Consider the following 15,568-nt stretch of genomic DNA (forward strand, 5'->3'; position numbering starts at 1 on the left):
CCGCCACCGCCAGCGGCATCACATCCACCCCAAAAAACCGCATGAAAAACCCCACCACATCGCGCAGCGAACAGCACACGGCATTCGAAGTGCTATGCGTCTTCCTGCGATTGGGCTGCACCTGCTTCGGCGGCCCGATCGCACACATCGGCTACTTTCGCCGCGAGTTCGTCGAGCGCCGGCGTTGGGTCGACGACGCAACCTTCAGCGATCTGTTCGCGCTGTGCTCATTCCTGCCAGGCCCGGCAAGCAGTCAGGTCGGTTTCTCGATCGGTCTGTTGCGCGCGGGATGGTGGGGCGGCGCCGCGGCATGGCTCGGCTTCACATTGCCGTCCGCGCTGCTGATGGCGGCCTATGCGAGCGTCGCGCGCTCGCTCGACAACACAATCGGCGCGGGCCTCGTCCATGGGCTGAAACTCGTCGCCGTCGCAATCGTCGCACAGGCCATCTGGGACATGGCGCGACGACTCTGTCCCGATGGTCCGCGCGCCGCTATCGCGCTCGCCGCGCTTGCCGTGCTCAGCGTGCTCGATACCGTCTACGCGCAGATCTTCGTGATCGGTGGCGGCGCGCTGCTTGGACTCGTTTTTTGCCGGATTCCCGCTACAGCGAATCCACACAGCGCGTCCCGCGACGCACACGCGTTCGCGCTGCCGCGCTCGGCCAGCGGCATCGCGCTCGCGCTGTTTTGCGTGCTGCTGGCAGGCTTGCCCGCGCTGGAAGCGCTTCTTCCTTCCGCATGGCTGCTGAGGCTGTTCGACGTGTTCTACCGTTGCGGCGCACTCGTGTTCGGCGGCGGGCATGTGGTGCTTCCGCTGTTGCAACAGGCAACTGTCACGAGCGGCTGGGTATCGGCAACCGACTTTCTCGCAGGCTATGGCGCAGCGCAGGCCGTCCCGGGTCCGCTCTTTACGTTCGCGTCGTATCTGGGCTGGATCATGAGCCCGCCTGCGCATCACGCTTTCGGCGCGCTGTGCGCGATCCTGGGCATCTTTCTGCCGGGTTTGCTGCTTGTGATTGCCGTGTTGCCGCACTGGCAGGCGTTGCGCGCGCGACCCGCCGTGGCGGCGTTGCTGGCTGGCGCGAATGCCGCGGTGGTCGGCTTGCTGGCGAGCGCGTTTCATTCGCCCGTCTGGACGAGCGCGGTGCTGTCTCCCATCGACTTCGCCGTCGCCGTGATCGCGCTGTTGCTGCTCACGCGCTGGCGTATCTCGCCGCTGTTCGTCGTGCTCCTGTGCGCGGCGGCCGGAATTGCCGAGGCGTTCCTGTATTGATGCAGTGTCGCGTAACACGCATTCCATTGCGTGACCTATAACGGTTAGCGGCGCTCCGCTGCTTTATTCATATCAATAGCAGGCCGCTACGCGGGTGCAGCCCTGCGTGACTGCCGTCAGAGTGATGAACACCGCCCGCGATTGAAATGACCGCGCCGTGCGCCGTTCTCGTTCAGAAGGGCCACGCGATGGCCCACCCATGCGTCACAGGAGAGTGAACATGTCCCGCTATCACGCACGCATCACGGGTAAGGATCAGGCGGCCTTGGCCGATCTCGTGACGAAATACAAGGTGACGGTTGCGCGCCACACGATCGAGCAGGTCCACAACGGCTATCGCGTCGACGCGCACGCAACGGATACGCAGATCAAGGCGCTCGAAGCGGCGGGCTACAAGGTCGAGCGTCTGGAGGATTCGGAAGCGCAGGGCAGGGCGCGGCAGGCCGAGACGCGTGCGCAGACGGCGCAGCCGCACGCACTGGAAGCGTTATCAGTTGCGGCGGGCGGTGGATATCTCGATGTCACGCAAGTCGAGGCGGCGCTCGCAGCCGCCAGCGTCGCGCCGAACGATGCCTTCACGAAGCTGATCAAGCTGCCGCATCCCACATGGGAAAAGCGCACGTGCCACGCGCTGAAGATCGGCAAGGGAAGCGGTGCGGGGCGTCCCGGCATCTATTTGCTGGGCGGCGTTCACGCGCGCGAATGGGGCAGTCCCGATATCCTGATCCATTTCGTGCAACTGCTGGCCAATGCCTACAACACGCACACGCCGATCAAGATCGGCAGCCGCACGTTCACGGCGGCGGACCTCAAGCATGTGGTCGAAACGAAAGACCTGTTCGTGTTTCCGCAAGCGAATCCCGATGGCCGCCACTACAGCATGACCACGGAGTCGATGTGGCGCAAGAACCGCCGGCCCGCGCCAGCGGGGCACACCAGGCCGCAGTGCTGCGGTGTCGATATCAATCGCAACTACAACTTTCTGTGGAATTTCCCGCAGTACTTCGATCCCGAAAGCCCGATCACCAATTCCACCGATCCCTGCGATTACGAGGTCTATATCGGTCCCGCCGCCGAGTCGGAACCGGAAACGAAGAACGCCGTGTGGATGTTCGATACCTACCCGAACATCCGCTATTTCGTCGATCTGCACAGCTACTCGGAAGACATCCTGTACAACTGGGGCGACGACGAAAACCAGAGCAGTCATCCCGACATGAACTTCCAGAATGCCGCCTACGACGGCAAGCGCGGCATCGCAAACGACAAGGCGTATCGCGAGTACATCGAAACGGCGGACAAGAAGATCGCCGTGTCGCTCGCGAACGAAATGCGCGATGCAATCAAGGCGTCGCGCGGGCGCGTGTACAAGACCGAGCAGTCGATGAGCCTGTACCCGACGGCGGGCACATCGGACGACTACGCGTTCAGCCGGCACATCATCGATGCGAAGAAGGCCAAGGTGTTCTCCTATACGATCGAATGGGGCAGCCCCGACAACCCGACGCCATTCCATCCGCCGTATGCGGAGATGAAGCAGATCATCGACGAAATCACGGCAGGGTTGCTGGCGTTTTGCGTGGCGGCTAACTGAATGTGCCAGCGGCTCAAAGTCCTTCGACCAGCACGACGCGGTGGCGCGATCCTTTGAGCCGGTGTTGCGCGACTTCCTGATAGGCATCGCTGTCGTACCAGGCGCGCGCCACTGCAAGCGAGGGAAATTCAAGCACGACGGTCGCTTCTGCCGGCTCGCCCTCGAGCACCTGCTGCGTGCCATAAGCGGCGAGCAGCTTGTATGTGTAACCGTCGAAGGTGTCGCGCACCTTTGCGCGGTACGCATCGAGCGCCGTCTGGTCCTGCGTGCTTTCACGCGTGAAGATCATATAAGCCGTCAAGACTTTTCTCCTTCCTGAGCTGAAATCTCGAGTTCGCGTGACGCGAGCCGTCCGCGCGCAAACTGGATGGCCGCTTGCGCGACGCGTTGTCCAAGATGCCGGGCCGTGTCCAGATCGGCTTGAGGCGGCGCGGTGTCCGCGCCTTCATCGGCGTTCGACTGCGCAGCGGCGCCGAGAAAGAAGCCGAGCCGGTTCGCATCCTGTTCGCTGCCGCGCGAGTTGTTATTGCCGGGCGGCAAGCCGAGGCTGATCCAGTGCATGCCGTGCTGCGCCGCGAAGATCGCGAACTGCATCAAGGTGGCGAGCTTGTCGCCCGAGCGCGATGCGGAGTTCGTGAAGCCGGCCGCGAGCTTGTCTTGCCACGCATTTTTGAAGAATGCGCCGGAGCTGGCGTCCATGAACGCCTTGAACGCAGCCGATGCGCTGCCCATGTACGTCGGTGCGCCGAACACGATCGCGTCGGCGGATTCGAGCGCGGTCCATTCGCTTTGCGCCTGCTCGACGTTGAGCAACAACGCCTTCGCGCCGGGCGTTTGCGCAATGCCTTCGCTGACGGCTTGCGCCTGACGCGCGGTGTGGCCATAGCCGCTATGAAACACGATCGCGATCGTGACGTCGCCTTGAGTGGTGGTGGATTGCATGTCGTTTGGTGGTGAGACGCCCGTTCTGCGTTGCCCGATCGGGTAACAGACGAAATAAATGAAACAGATGAACGTGCCGCCGCCGAACCTGCAGCACGGCTTGCCATGCGGCGGCGCCTTCCGCGGGGAAGTCTTACGCGGCGACGGAATCGACGGCTTCGAGAAATTCGGCGGCGGTCATTGCATCGTGGCCGAACGTCGGATACGAAATCGTGAGCGCGGCCTCGTGCGCCGCCTCCGTAAAGTCGGCGACGGCATCAGTGATGAACGTCACGTGGAAACCGGCTTCGAGCGCATGACGGCCCGTGCCTTCGATACACGTCTGCGACGTCAGACCCGCCAGCACGACCTGCTCGATGCCGTTGGCCCGCAGTTGCGCTTCCAGGTCCGTGCCGATAAACGAGTCGAACATCCGGTGATGGCTCACCACGATCTCGCCTTCACGCGGGCGAAACGGCGCGTAGAAGTCCGCGCCGTAGGTCCCTTTGCGCAGCACCTCATTGGCGAGCGCCCATTGCATGCGCGGATGAACGTGTTTGATGTCGTCGAAGCTGTGCTCGTCGGTGCCGTGCGGCGCGAAGAAGATCTTCACGCCGGCTGCGCGCGCGCCTTCGAGCAGTTGCGCGACGTGCGCGACGAAACCTGTCTTGTCGAGCATCGGCGCGATCGAGCCGTGCAGTTTGCCGTCGTCGGCGAGAAAGTCGTTCAGCACGTCGATGAGCACGAGTGCCGTGGTGGAAGCGGGATAGATACGGTCGTTCATTTCGCAAGTCCTGGATAGATGCGCCAACAGCGGAAAGCGTTCGAACCGTCGAACTGAACCGCGTGGCTGTTGGTGGCATCATGTATGAGCCGCATTCGCCGTACTACGGGCTCGCGGCGAACAACACCTATTCGTGAAGCAAATGAGTGATCGATTCCAGGAACTGCATGTGTTCGTGCGCGCTGCCGAAACGGGCAGCTTCTCCGCGACGGCGCGCGAACTCGGGTTGTCGCAGCCTTCCGTATCGCGCATCGTGTCCGAGCTCGAAGCACGGCTCGGCACGACGCTGCTGCTGCGAAGCACACGCAACATCGTGCCGACGGAAGCGGGCAAGGCGTTCCTGCAACGCGCCCGCAAGCTGCTGCGCGAACTCGAAGAAGCCGACGACGAAGCACGGCATGTCGGCGGGCTGAGCGGCGTGCTGCGTGTGGCGACCTCGGCCATCGTCGCCACGCGCACGCTGATTCCGGGTCTGCCCGCGTTCCTTAAAGCGCATCCCGCGTTGCGCGTCGAATTGCTGACGTCCGACAGCATTCAGGATCTGATCGCCGAGGGCGCCGATCTCGCCGTGCGCTTCGGCGAGCTGGAAGATTCCGGCTTCGGCGCGCGCAAGATAGGCATGGTGCCGCGCATGCTGGTCGCGTCACCCGCTTACCTGAAAGAGCGCGGCGTTCCCGCAACGCTCGATGACCTCGCTGCGCACGATCTGATCACCGGCCCGTTAGGCACCTCGCACGAAACATGGACCTTCGAGCACGACGGCATTCCCATGTCGATCAAGGTGCGCGCGCGGGTGTTCGTCGGGGCATCGGAGGGCGTGGTTGCGTGCGCGCGCGAAGGTCTTGGCATCGCGATGGCCAAGCAGTGGCTAAGCGAGCCGGAACTGCGCTCGGGACAACTGGTGACGGTGCTCGACGACTACCGGCTGCCGTCCGCGCCGATACACGCGGTTTTTCCGGAAGGCGCGCAGCCGTCGCAGAAGGTGCGGCTATTCACCGATCACCTGATCGAAGTCTTTTCGCGGCTGCATGGCGATACGCGTTTTGCGCCGTATAAAAAGTTTGCCGTCGAGCGGACTTCGTAGCGGTCGCAATCGTTTGCGATATGCCTTGTCTGACTGCTGTGCGCCCGAATACGGCCGCACCCCCACGTTGCGTTGCAACCCGCTGCGCGCCGAACTGAGACGCAGGGTAAAGCCTGGTCGAAAAGCGGCGGTATCGTTGTCTGAAAAGAGCCGGGTGTGACTCGCCAGGCAGCTGCGAATGACGATCGGGGGCAACATGGCAGCAACAGGAATGGAAACGCCGGCGGATGTCGGCACGCTGCGTTCAGCGAGTCTTGCGGACGTGGAACTGGGCCATCTGGAGAGAATGGTGCAGTACGTGGTGCGGCGGACGGAAACGGACGACGTGTCGAAGCTCGACTACGAATACTGGGCGAAGCGCCTGCGCAAGCTCGCGCAGACTTACGATCTGGTGGCGACCCAGCGGCAGCGGGTGATTGCGTTGCTCGATCTGCTCGAACGGGAAACGCTGTATCAGGCTCGCCGGGCGGCTCCTGTCTGAGAAACCTCCCGCTCGCCTTCCGCCGCGCAGCCCGGCTAGCCGAGCATGCCGAGCGCGGTCTCCAGCACCATCCGTTTGAACTTCTTCTCGTGCTCGGGCAGCGACGAAAATGCCCGCATCAGGTGGCTATACGCAACCGTCTTGCTGATCGCGTTCAGCAGCATGAAAAACATCAGGTTCGCGTCCTTGACCTTCAGCTCGCCTTGCCGCGCGGCATCGGCGAAGAGGGGCACGAGCGCGTCGTGATACGGGCGCACCAGCCGCTCGATCAGCACAGTCAGCCGCTCGCCTTCTTCCGTCGCTGCCGTGGAGAAGAAAATACCGACGTCGGGATCGTCGAACACGGCATCGATGAAGGTAGCGAGCGCGTTTTCCACGCGGGCGCGCGCGCCGAGCGGCGCCGTCCGCAACGCCGACGTCGCGTCGATCATCGGCGCCATCTGCTCGCCGATCTGTTCGACGACGGCGAGCCACAAGGTTTCTTTCGATCCGAAATGATGTGCGATCAACGCCGCATCGACGCCTGAATCGCGCGCGATCTCGCGCACGCTGGTCGCCTCGAACCCCCGCTTGCCGAACGACTTGCGTGCATTGCGCAGGATCACGTCCGGCCCGACCGACGCGCTCGACGCCGGGCGTCCGCGCGCACGCTTTTTTTCCTGCTGGGGTTCCACTGCTGCCGTCACGTCTTTCATCCCAATGAGCTTGCCGATCGTCAGATCAGGCGTGAGTGTAACCGAGCGCCCAAACCGGAGCGGCAGAGGCCCGGCGTCACCGTTTGACACGCGCTCCCGCCGACGCTACGATCTTGATATTCATCAAGTGTTGAATTAATCATGTCTGAGCGCATACGGATTCAAGAGCGCGCCGATGTCTGGTGCCAGACTGTCACGGCGATCCGCGACTTCGACGTCAGGCGGCAACCCGCACCGGAACCCGTGGCCGCGCCGCGTCCGGCCCGGCGCAGGCCGCGCATGGCCGCGTACTGGGACGGCCGCAGCCAGCCGACCGTGCGGGTGCTCGACAAACCGACCGCGCAGACGCTGACGGTCTCGTGGTGCGACGCGCGCACGGGACATTACGGTTACCAGACATGGCGCGTGAACATCGCGCGGCGGGCGGGCACATGCGTGCTGACGGGCCGCACGATCGAGGCGGGCGAAACGGTCTACTGTCCACGCGCTAACGGCGCGCCGCCGGGCAATGCGGGCGCGATGATCGTCGCGTCGGGCATCGATTTCTGAGGCCCGTTTCCGACGTTCGGGCAGTCGAAACCGGCCTGCTGTCGCGCAATGACGACACGGAAAGACTTTGAAATAATGCGCAATCGCGTAAGGACAGGCAGTTTGTGGTCTGTCGACGGCTTGCGGGCGCAGTGACGGACGACGGGTTGTGTTTTAATCACGGGTGCCGCTGTAGTCTTTCAACGAATCCGTAATCGATCACCACCATCAGATGTCCCCCGTCGTCAAGTCCGAATTGCTGGAAAAACTGTGGGCACGCATGAGCGAGCGCGGGGACTTCCCGATGCTCTCGCAGGCGTTGCGCACCACCGTGTCGGCGATGAACAACGACGATCTGGACTTCACGTCGCTCGTGCAGGTCGTGCTTTCGGATGTCGGCCTCACGCAGAAGGTGCTGCGCCTCGCCAATTCGGCGATGTATCTCGCATTCGGCGGCAATATCACCACGGTCACGCGTGCGCTGATGGTGCTCGGCATGGATACCGTCGGCCATCTGGTGGTCGGCATGAAGATCGTCGATCACTTCCATCAAAGCGCGCCGCACCGCATCGACGCGAAGCTCGAACTCAACCGTGCGCTGCTATGCGGAACGGTTGCGCGGCGCATCACGGAAGGTGTCGATCTGCGCGTGGCGGAAGAAGCCGTGGTGTGCGCGCTGATGCGCCAGGTCGGCAGGCTGCTGGTGGCGTTCTATCTGGAAAGCGAATGGGACCGGCTGCGCCGCACGGCGGCGACCGATCAGATCGACGACAACGAGGCATGCTCGGTACTGCTGGGCGTGAGCTTCGATGAAATCGGCTGCGAGGCGGCGCGCCGCTGGCGTCTGCCCGACACGATCTCGGCGGGCATGCAGGCGATCGGCACACCGTCGGACGAGCCGCTGTCCGAGCATGTGCGCTGGCTGCGGGCGGTCAACAGCTATTCGACGGAAGTGGCCAACGCGCTCGTCACTCAGGCACCCGGCGACGAACTGGAAACATGGCTTGCCGGCGTCGCAAATCTCTACGCCGACGCGCTGCGGATGGACGCGGCGCGGCTCGACGCGCTCAGCGCCGCGTTGATCGACGAAGAAAGCAAGGAAGGGCTGATGCAGGAGATTTCCGAGCTGCGCGCGCATGCCGATGCGATCGTACGCAGCGGGAAGTCCGCGCAGGCGCGTCTTTCGGCTGGCCTCGAAGACTTGCGCGCGCTGCCGTCGAGCAAGGCTCTGTTGCCCGTGTTGACGCTGGCTTCGGAAACGATTCTGGCGGGGTTGTCGCTGTCGCGCTCGTTGGTGTTCGTGCGTCAGGCGGATGCGCGCTATCACGCGCGCATCGGCTTCGGCGAGGACATGGAAGCCATGCTGCCCACGCTGAGCTTCGGCGCGGGTTTTCAGCCCGATGTGTTCCATCTGGCCATCGCGAACCCGGTCGGCATCTCTATCGAAAACGCGCACGAGCCGCGCATGGAAGCGCGCCTGCCCGACTGGTTCAAGGCGCATCTCGCCGACGCGCAAGCGTTCGTGCTGCTGCCCGTGAAGGCAAACGATACAACCGTTGCGCTCGTCTACGGCGACTGGACGGACGCGCAGTCCGTGCACAAGATCACGCAGCCGGAAATGGCGATCCTCAACGAACTCACGCGCGAGCTGAGCCGTTTCTTCTTTGGCGCGAATCTCGAAGAAGCAGAAATGCTTTGACGATGCGGCGCTCGCGCGCCGCAGTGAGGTTCAGCGTTGCCAGCCTGCCAGCAGCGCGGGCAAATGCGCCATCTCTTCGAACACGTCGGCGACGCCGACGCTTCTCAATGCCGCTTTCGAGCTATGGCCTTTTTCGCTGGGGCTGTAGCCGAACACGGTCGCGCCTGCTGCGCGTCCCGCCGTGGCGCCCGTGACGGTGTCTTCGACCACTGCACAGCGCGCAGGATCGACGCCCAGCCCTTCAGCTGCGGCGAGATAAACGTCGGGGTGAGGTTTGTTGCGCGGCGTCTCATGGCCGCTGAAGATGCGTCCTTCGAAGTAGTCGAGCACGCCGATCTTGGCCAGTTGCAGGCGCACCTTGATGCGGTCCGCGCCGGATGCAACGGCGATCTTTCCATCCAGTCGCGCATGCAATGCGGCAACCGTTTCGACGATACCGTCGATTGCCGTCACGTCGCGTTCGAGCGCGGCATTGCGGCGCTCACGGAAGGTTTCGAGCCACGCGGGCGTGATGCGGAAACCCGTTTTCTCTTCGATCAGCGGCGCTTCGTCCATCACCGTCTTGCCGACGAAAATCGACATCGCTTCGTCGACGCTGAGATGCCAGCCCAGTTCGCCGAGCATGGCTGACAGCACGGTATTGGTGATCGTTTCCGAATCGACGAGTACGCCGTCGCAGTCGAATAACACGGCGTCGAAGGGAAGAGCAGACATCGCGGTCCTTTGAGAGTCGGTCAAAACCCGTAAGGTTATCGCGACTCGGCGCTGTCTGCTCTAAAGTGGCCGCGCGCCGTCGGCGCGGCGGCCACTATGCAGCGATCAAACGATCAGAAGCGGTGGCGCACACCGACGCGCGTCACGAACTGCGTGTTCGCACCCGCATTGCCGATGAACGACGACGACGAGCCGATTTCCGCCTGCACCGGCACGTTGCGGCCAGCGACGACGTTGCTGCCCGATGCCTTCTGATAGATGCCCAGCAGGTAGACATCGGTGCGCTTGGACAGCGCGTAGTCGACCGAGCTGTTGATCTGATGCCACTTGCCTTCGAAGCGGTCGTCGAGCTTCGAGAACGTGTAGCCCAGACCTGCCGACAGTGCCGGCGTGAAGCCCCAGCGGCCGCCGATTTCGTAGTTGTTCAGCTTCGACGATTCGCCCGTCAGCGGCTCGAACTTCGTGTGCGTCCAGTTCGCGAACACGAGGCCCGAAGCGATCGCGTAACGCGCGCCGACGCCGAACGTTTCGAGGTCACGCAGGCCGAGCGTGTTGACGTTCGCGATGCTCACGCTGAATGCCGGCGTTGCGCCATTCGGGAAGCGGATGTTCGTGTACGCCGCGCCGATTCCGAACGGACCGTTCGCGTAGTTCGCGCCGAAGCTGTACGTGCTCGACGAACCTTGCGTGGTCGTCGTGCCTGCCGTCGTGGTCGGCGTGCCGGCGAACTGCGTCGAGTTCGAGAAGCCGTACATCGCGCCGAACGTCAGGCCCGCGAAGTTCGCGCTGCTGAACTTGACTGCATTGTTGATACGGCTCGACGTCAACTGGTCGAGATCGTTGATGTGGTATGCGTAGTTGCCGGCAGGCGTCTGGCTGCCCATCGTGTAGTTCGCGCCGATGTAGTCGGTCGAGAACGAATACTGGCGGCCGAACGTCACCGAACCGATGCCGTCCTTCGCGAGACCCACGAATGCCTGACGGCCGAACAGCGCGCCGCCCTGGCCCGACGTGCCGTCGCCCGTGCTGAAGCCGCTTTCGAGCACGAAGATCGCCTTCAGGCCGCCGCCCAGGTCTTCCGTCCCGCGCAGGCCCCAACGGCTGCCCGACGCGACGCCGTCGCCGTATTTGACGAGGCTGTCATGACCCGTCGAAGTCGCCACCTTGTTTGCGTACGTGACACCGGCGTCGAGCAGGCCGTACAGCGTGACGCTGCTTTGCGCGTGCGCTGCAAGGCTGAAACTCCCGAGAGCCGCTGCGGCGAGGATGGTCTTTTTCATTCTGTTCCTTCTTGTTTGTAGTGAATGCGCGCGTGCCCGTTGGCGGCGGGCACACAGCACAGTGATGAAAACGTACTGCTGAGGGCGGCACGAAACGTCGAATCGAGCAGGGGCCTCATGCGTGGGCGCACGATTTCGCTTTTCAATGCCGGTGTATTCCTGCTGGCGCGGCTGGCCGTGAGGCAGCCGCGTGTGTTGCTGGCGCCGCGGTTCATGTGCGCTGTCGTGCACGAGCGTTGACGCTTGCTCCCGCGATGCAGGTCAGAACCTGTCTGCCGGCTGTCGTGGAGCGGGTGAACTGCCTGAAGCGCCGCCGGACCGGGGTTCGGCGACACCGTTGTGATGGCGGGAATATAACGAGATGTTAGCGACCAGTAAACATGTACGAGGTGACTTGTAGTCTTTTGTCCACAAAAGTTTCACATACTTCCGTCCACTTATTCTGAATCGTCTTCTTGACGGATTGTATGACGGGAATATAATCATACCCGTGAGCCGGACGGTGGCGCTCATCGAGCGCGAAGGCCGTCAGTACAAGCACATCAAATCGCGGAGACAGGCAAATGCAGATGGAGACGAGCATCGGTGCGCGTCCGGACAGACTTTCACTTTCCGCCTTCCTTTGGCGTCTGCCAGGCCCGATTACGGCCGGCCGGTATCCCAATTCCTTCGGTATCGCGTTCGCGCTTCCGAATTCGAAGTGAACGTCGCGCGCGTGCGAGCCGGTCTCGTGGCAGCGGCCAGCGTCGACGTGACCACGCAAGCCGGCACGCCCACCGACCGCAACCAGTTCGAACGCATGCAGCCTCTGATCCTGAAGGGCATCGACGAAGATCCCCGGGGCGTGGCGGGCGACACGGACTAGAAGAACCCACCGCCATAGCCCAATTAATTCTGCGCGTTTCGAGTGTTGTTTCATCGAATCGGGACGGGACGTCGTCACGCGCGAGCAACCAAACGGACAGATTCACTTAGAGGAACTTACGATGGATAGCAACGATCGTTTCGACAACGGCTTTGAGAACCGCAAGGAAGTGCTCGGCGCGGGGCATGTAGAGAAGTCGTGGGCGAACGCCGACGACTTCAACCGGCCGATGCAGAAGTTCGTCACCGAATGCTGCTGGGGTGACATCTGGGGCGACACGACGCTGTCGTTCAAGACACGCAGCATGCTCAACCTCGGCATGCTCACGGCGATGAGCCAGCATCACGAACTGGCGCTGCACGTAAAGGGCGCACTGCGCAACGGCGTGACGACGGAAGAAATCCGCGCGGTGCTGATGCAGGCTGCTGTGTACTGCGGCGCGCCGCTGGCATTGGCGGCGTTTCGCGTTGCATCGGATGCGATCAAGGCATACGAAGCGGAGACATCGGCGGTTTGACGCAGTGGGTTGACACACACCGCGCGGTACCGACAACGACGTGGATTGGATATACCGATGAAAACGCGCATTGCGACCGACATCGCACAGTCCGAAGACGATCATTCGATAGAAACGAAAAGGCGCCATGCCGTCCAAGGCACGTGCTTCTCCGGCTACATCGACATGCTCGATGTTCACTTACCCGTCGTTGTATCGGCGCGCAACGCAGACAAGCGTGAACCGCCGGCTCATTCGACGTTTCGCGCCTTGCAGAGTGCGCCGCTCGCACGGCTCGCAGCGAACGGCACGGAACACGCGCATGTAAGAGCCGTCGCGATTCTCGGCTATAACTAGCGCGCTGCAATCAGGCATCGATTCATTCGATGCAATGCACAAAACGCCTTTGCCAAAGGGACGTCATAAAGCCGGTACTACGCCGGTCCGCTCGTCGAAGCATGGCGAGCGGTGATCAATCCTCATACGTGAATTAACCTTCATTTGCGCGGCAACGTCGTGCCAATGCGCTCCCGTGTGCCTGGCAAATCGGCATGGCTTCGTCTACGCTTAATTGAGCCGGCCCACAGGGCGAGAGCGAAGGTGTTTGGCTCTCCCCGCATTTGCGCAGCCGACCCGTCCCGACGAAGCAATCAACAGGTTTCAAATTCAAGCTTTTGTTGTTTGAGAGGGGGCGCGCCTGTGCCAGTCCACGCGATGTTGCGCGGGGACGGATGCCGCACTCCCGCGCCCGCATTCTCGAGCAATAAAAAGCGGAGGAGACGCTCATGACACCATCCCCGCGGTACCTCGCCGTCTTCATTCCTCTGCTGGTCGCCGCGCTCGCATCGCCCACTTCACGCGGCGCCGACGAAGTGCAGAACACGTCCACTACCACCTCGTCGCCGATGCCTTCGACGCTCACACCCGTCAGTCAGGCCAAGCTGGACGGCGCCGCTAGCAACTCATCAGACTGGTTGCATTCGAACGGATCGTACGCGCAGACGCGCTTCTATCCGGGCTCCCAGATCAACCGGAGCAACGTGGCGAAGCTCAGGCCCGTGTTTATCTTTCAGACGGCTGTCAACGAGTCGATGGAAACGGCGCCTATCGTGTCGAACGGCGTGATGTTCATCACGACCTCGTTCAATCACGTCTATGCCGTCGATGCCGTGACGGGCAAGGAATTCTGGCACTACAAGCACAAGATGGGCCCCGTCACGACCTTCTGTTGCGGGCCCAACAATCGTGGCGTGGCGATTTCGGGCGACCGCCTGTTCATGGGCACGCTCGATTCGAAACTGGTTGCGCTCGACGCGAAGACGGGCAACGTGGTGTGGGAGACCAAGATCGCCGATCCTGACGAAGGCTACTCCGAAACCATGGCGCCGACGGTCGTGGACGGCAAGGTGCTGATCGGCACGAATGGCGGCGAATACGGCATTCGCGGCTTCGTGAAGGCGTTCGATGCGAACTCCGGCCAGTTGCTGTGGACCTTCTATACGATTCCCGATACAGGCCAGGAAGGTGTGTGGGCAACCAAAGACGCGACAGGCCGGGACGAGAAGCGCGATATCGCCGCGGAGAAGAAACAGCTCGCGGACAAGGGCGGCGACTTCTACAAGACGCTCGGCGGCGGTGTGTGGATGACACCTGCTGTCGATCGCAAGACGCACACGGTGTTCTTCGTGGTCGGCAATCCGTCGCCCGATCTGTATGGCGCGATTCGTCCCGGCGACAACCTCTATACGGACTCGCTCGTTGCGATCGATCTGGATACGGGCAAGTACAAATGGCACTCCCAGTACGTGCCGCATGACGTGTGGGACCTCGATGCCGTCAGCCCGCCCATCCTGATCGACGTGCGCGACACGAACGGCAAGATGATTCCGGGCGTGATCCACGGCGGCAAGACAGGGCACATCTACGTGCATGACCGCGCGACGGGCCGGCTGATCCGCTTCTCGCAGGCGATGATTCCGCAGGAAAACATGTGGACATTGCCGACAGCCGAGGGCGCGCGGATGCTGCCGGGCGCGAATGGCGGTGTCGAATGGTCGCCAATGGCCTTCGATCCGCAGACGCGCCTCGCGTACGCGGCCAACCTGCATCAGCCGATGACGTATCAGGTCACGGACGCGCCGTATCCCGGCGGCAGCAAGCTGTGGCTCGGCGGCGCGTTCAAGGTCATTCCGTCCGAAGAGCAATGGGGCAAGCTGTCGGCGGTCAACGTGGATACGGGCAAGATCGCGTGGGACTACAAGACGGCGCAACCGTTGATCGGCGGCGTGCTGGTGACGGCAGGCGGGCTCGTGTTCAACGGCGAAGGCAACGGGCTGTTCCGCGCATTCGATGCATCGACGGGCAAGAAGCTCTGGGAGTTCCAGTGCGGCGCGGGCGTGAATGCGCCAGCCGTGTCATATAGCGTGCATGGCAAGCAATATGTGGCCGTTGCGGCGGGCGGCAATACGCAACTGGACTTCAAACGCGGCAACACGGTTCTCGTCTTCGCGCTGCCGTGATGACGCGCGCTACGACGTCATCACTCACCGCGCAGCACGCGTCGCAGAGTATCGCGCGCGCCTGCGCGGTTCTCTTGTGTGCCGCTGCGTGCATGTTGCCTGCAAGTTATGCGCGTGCCGACGCCGATGCAGGCAAGACCAAAGCGCAGACCTGCGTTGCCTGTCACGGACCGATGGGCAATTCGACCGATCCGCAATATCCCGTGCTGGCGGGGCAGACCGCGCGCTACATGTACCTGCAATTGAAGGACTTCAAGGAAGGACGTCGCAAAGACCCGCGCATGTCGCCGATGGCGGCGAACCTGTCGAAAGACGACATGCAGGATCTCGCCGATTACTTCGCCGCGCAAAAGCCCGTACCCATCGATTTCAAGGCGGATAGTGTCGCAGTTGAAGCGGGGCGCAAGAAGTCGGCCGCGGAGCTTTGCACGATGTGTCATCTCGGCAACTTCTCCGGGCAGAACGAAATTCCGCGCGTCGCGGGGCAGCACTATCAGTACATCGTCAAGCAGCTGCAGGACTTCCGTTCGCGCACGCGCACCAACGATGCGGGCAACATGGGCAGCGTCGCGCGCAATCTGACTGATGACGACATCCGCAATCTCGCGAGTTACGTTGCGAATCTGCAGTAGCC

General features: G+C 62.6%; 18 protein-coding genes. 11 read left to right on the plus strand and 7 right to left on the minus strand.

Going from position 1 to position 15,568, the window contains the following annotated elements; translation table 11 throughout:
- The first annotated feature begins 41 nt into the window (after positions 1–41).
- Both chrA and G3O01_RS02605 read left to right on the plus strand, forming a co-directional pair.
- Positions 42–1,274 (plus strand): chromate efflux transporter, encoded by a 1,233-nt coding sequence (gene chrA / locus G3O01_RS02600; RefSeq protein WP_205802869.1) that lies wholly within the window; start codon positions 42–44, stop codon positions 1,272–1,274.
- Positions 1,275–1,494: 220 nt separating this feature from the next.
- Positions 1,495–2,868 (plus strand): M14 family metallopeptidase, encoded by a 1,374-nt coding sequence (locus G3O01_RS02605; RefSeq protein ID WP_205802870.1) that lies wholly within the window; start codon positions 1,495–1,497, stop codon positions 2,866–2,868.
- A gap of 13 nt (positions 2,869–2,881) precedes the next feature.
- Here G3O01_RS02605 and G3O01_RS02610 read toward each other — a convergent pair whose 3' ends face one another.
- The 3 genes from G3O01_RS02610 to G3O01_RS02620 all read right to left on the minus strand — a co-directional run bounded on the left by G3O01_RS02610 (position 2,882) and on the right by G3O01_RS02620 (position 4,573).
- The gene (locus tag G3O01_RS02610) at positions 2,882–3,169 is read right to left on the minus strand and encodes a DUF1330 domain-containing protein (RefSeq protein WP_205802871.1); all 288 of its coding nucleotides are present in this window, start codon (positions 3,167–3,169) and stop codon (positions 2,882–2,884) included.
- Positions 3,166–3,810: a flavodoxin family protein gene (locus G3O01_RS02615; RefSeq protein WP_205802872.1), complete on the minus strand. Its 645-nt coding sequence runs from the start codon at positions 3,808–3,810 to the stop codon at positions 3,166–3,168. Before G3O01_RS02615 ends, G3O01_RS02610 begins: the two co-directional genes overlap by 4 nt.
- A gap of 133 nt (positions 3,811–3,943) precedes the next feature.
- Positions 3,944–4,573: an isochorismatase family cysteine hydrolase gene (locus G3O01_RS02620; protein WP_205802873.1), complete on the minus strand. Its 630-nt coding sequence runs from the start codon at positions 4,571–4,573 to the stop codon at positions 3,944–3,946.
- A gap of 142 nt (positions 4,574–4,715) precedes the next feature.
- On the opposite strand from G3O01_RS02620, the gene G3O01_RS02625 reads away from it, so the two are divergent.
- Together G3O01_RS02625 and G3O01_RS02630 are read left to right on the plus strand one after the other, a co-directional pair.
- A complete protein-coding gene (locus tag G3O01_RS02625) occupies positions 4,716–5,657 on the plus strand; it encodes a LysR family transcriptional regulator (protein ID WP_205802874.1) in 942 nt (313 codons plus the stop codon).
- 196 nt (positions 5,658–5,853) lie between these two features.
- Positions 5,854–6,138 (plus strand): hypothetical protein, encoded by a 285-nt coding sequence (locus G3O01_RS02630; protein WP_241023565.1) that lies wholly within the window; start codon positions 5,854–5,856, stop codon positions 6,136–6,138.
- A 35-nt stretch (positions 6,139–6,173) separates the two neighbouring features.
- Here G3O01_RS02630 and G3O01_RS02635 read toward each other — a convergent pair whose 3' ends face one another.
- Positions 6,174–6,833, minus strand: a complete 660-nt coding sequence (locus G3O01_RS02635; RefSeq protein ID WP_205803089.1) for a TetR/AcrR family transcriptional regulator — start codon at positions 6,831–6,833, stop codon at positions 6,174–6,176.
- A 141-nt stretch (positions 6,834–6,974) separates the two neighbouring features.
- Between G3O01_RS02635 and G3O01_RS02640 the strand changes: the two genes are divergently transcribed.
- A complete protein-coding gene (locus tag G3O01_RS02640; protein WP_205802875.1) occupies positions 6,975–7,382 on the plus strand; it encodes a DUF3331 domain-containing protein in 408 nt (135 codons plus the stop codon).
- 211 nt (positions 7,383–7,593) lie between these two features.
- Positions 7,594–9,060 carry an HDOD domain-containing protein gene (locus G3O01_RS02645; RefSeq protein ID WP_205802876.1) on the plus strand — a complete coding sequence of 489 codons (1,467 nt, stop codon included), beginning with the start codon at positions 7,594–7,596 and terminating at the stop codon, positions 9,058–9,060.
- Between the two features lie 30 nt (positions 9,061–9,090).
- On the opposite strand, the gene G3O01_RS02650 is transcribed toward G3O01_RS02645, so the two are convergent.
- The 3 genes from G3O01_RS02650 to G3O01_RS02660 all read right to left on the minus strand — a co-directional run bounded on the left by G3O01_RS02650 (position 9,091) and on the right by G3O01_RS02660 (position 11,269).
- Positions 9,091–9,774, minus strand: coding sequence for an HAD family phosphatase (locus tag G3O01_RS02650; protein ID WP_205802877.1), 684 nt, complete (start codon positions 9,772–9,774; stop codon positions 9,091–9,093).
- 113 nt (positions 9,775–9,887) lie between these two features.
- Positions 9,888–11,054, minus strand: coding sequence for a porin (locus G3O01_RS02655; protein ID WP_205802878.1), 1,167 nt, complete (start codon positions 11,052–11,054; stop codon positions 9,888–9,890).
- Positions 11,051–11,269: a hypothetical protein gene (locus G3O01_RS02660; protein WP_205802879.1), complete on the minus strand. Its 219-nt coding sequence runs from the start codon at positions 11,267–11,269 to the stop codon at positions 11,051–11,053. The genes G3O01_RS02655 and G3O01_RS02660 overlap by 4 nt, the downstream gene beginning before the upstream one ends.
- Positions 11,270–11,754: 485 nt before the next feature.
- Here G3O01_RS02660 and G3O01_RS02665 point away from each other — a divergent pair, with 485 nt between their 5' ends.
- From G3O01_RS02665 to G3O01_RS02685, 5 genes are all read left to right on the plus strand, one after another.
- The gene (locus tag G3O01_RS02665; protein WP_205802880.1) at positions 11,755–11,919 is read left to right on the plus strand and encodes a hypothetical protein; all 165 of its coding nucleotides are present in this window, start codon (positions 11,755–11,757) and stop codon (positions 11,917–11,919) included.
- 121 nt (positions 11,920–12,040) lie between these two features.
- On the plus strand, positions 12,041–12,436 hold the full coding sequence (locus G3O01_RS02670; RefSeq protein ID WP_205802881.1) for a carboxymuconolactone decarboxylase family protein: 396 nt from the start codon (positions 12,041–12,043) through the stop codon (positions 12,434–12,436).
- Positions 12,437–12,493: 57 nt separating this feature from the next.
- The gene (locus G3O01_RS02675) at positions 12,494–12,772 is read left to right on the plus strand and encodes a hypothetical protein (RefSeq protein ID WP_205803123.1); all 279 of its coding nucleotides are present in this window, start codon (positions 12,494–12,496) and stop codon (positions 12,770–12,772) included.
- A 428-nt stretch (positions 12,773–13,200) separates the two neighbouring features.
- Positions 13,201–14,934, plus strand: a complete 1,734-nt coding sequence (locus G3O01_RS02680; RefSeq protein ID WP_205802882.1) for a PQQ-binding-like beta-propeller repeat protein — start codon at positions 13,201–13,203, stop codon at positions 14,932–14,934.
- Positions 14,935–15,026: 92 nt separating this feature from the next.
- Positions 15,027–15,566 carry a c-type cytochrome gene (locus G3O01_RS02685; RefSeq protein WP_241023566.1) on the plus strand — a complete coding sequence of 180 codons (540 nt, stop codon included), beginning with the start codon at positions 15,027–15,029 and terminating at the stop codon, positions 15,564–15,566.
- Positions 15,567–15,568 lie beyond the last annotated feature (2 nt).

Origin of the sequence: Burkholderia sp. Ac-20365, from assembly GCF_017104715.1 — a bacterium.
In the GTDB taxonomy this organism is placed as follows: Bacteria; Pseudomonadota; Gammaproteobacteria; order Burkholderiales; family Burkholderiaceae; genus Paraburkholderia.

Bases quoted from the DNA above. Each gene is read 5' to 3' on its own strand.
- chrA (WP_205802869.1), top strand. From the start codon at position 42: ATGAAAAACCCCACCACATCGCGCAGCGAACAGCACACGGCATTCGAA.
- G3O01_RS02605 (WP_205802870.1), top strand. From the start codon at position 1,495: ATGTCCCGCTATCACGCACGCATCACGGGTAAGGATCAGGCGGCCTTG.
- G3O01_RS02615 (WP_205802872.1), bottom strand. From the start codon at position 3,810: ATGCAATCCACCACCACTCAAGGCGACGTCACGATCGCGATCGTGTTT.
- G3O01_RS02620 (WP_205802873.1), bottom strand. From the start codon at position 4,573: ATGAACGACCGTATCTATCCCGCTTCCACCACGGCACTCGTGCTCATC.
- G3O01_RS02625 (WP_205802874.1), top strand. From the start codon at position 4,716: ATGAGTGATCGATTCCAGGAACTGCATGTGTTCGTGCGCGCTGCCGAA.
- G3O01_RS02630 (WP_241023565.1), top strand. From the start codon at position 5,854: ATGGCAGCAACAGGAATGGAAACGCCGGCGGATGTCGGCACGCTGCGT.
- G3O01_RS02635 (WP_205803089.1), bottom strand. From the start codon at position 6,833: ATGAAAGACGTGACGGCAGCAGTGGAACCCCAGCAGGAAAAAAAGCGT.
- G3O01_RS02640 (WP_205802875.1), top strand. From the start codon at position 6,975: ATGTCTGAGCGCATACGGATTCAAGAGCGCGCCGATGTCTGGTGCCAG.
- G3O01_RS02645 (WP_205802876.1), top strand. From the start codon at position 7,594: ATGTCCCCCGTCGTCAAGTCCGAATTGCTGGAAAAACTGTGGGCACGC.
- G3O01_RS02650 (WP_205802877.1), bottom strand. From the start codon at position 9,774: ATGTCTGCTCTTCCCTTCGACGCCGTGTTATTCGACTGCGACGGCGTA.
- G3O01_RS02655 (WP_205802878.1), bottom strand. From the start codon at position 11,054: ATGAAAAAGACCATCCTCGCCGCAGCGGCTCTCGGGAGTTTCAGCCTT.
- G3O01_RS02660 (WP_205802879.1), bottom strand. From the start codon at position 11,269: ATGAACCGCGGCGCCAGCAACACACGCGGCTGCCTCACGGCCAGCCGC.
- G3O01_RS02670 (WP_205802881.1), top strand. From the start codon at position 12,041: ATGGATAGCAACGATCGTTTCGACAACGGCTTTGAGAACCGCAAGGAA.
- G3O01_RS02675 (WP_205803123.1), top strand. From the start codon at position 12,494: ATGAAAACGCGCATTGCGACCGACATCGCACAGTCCGAAGACGATCAT.
- G3O01_RS02680 (WP_205802882.1), top strand. From the start codon at position 13,201: ATGACACCATCCCCGCGGTACCTCGCCGTCTTCATTCCTCTGCTGGTC.
- G3O01_RS02685 (WP_241023566.1), top strand. From the start codon at position 15,027: ATGTTGCCTGCAAGTTATGCGCGTGCCGACGCCGATGCAGGCAAGACC.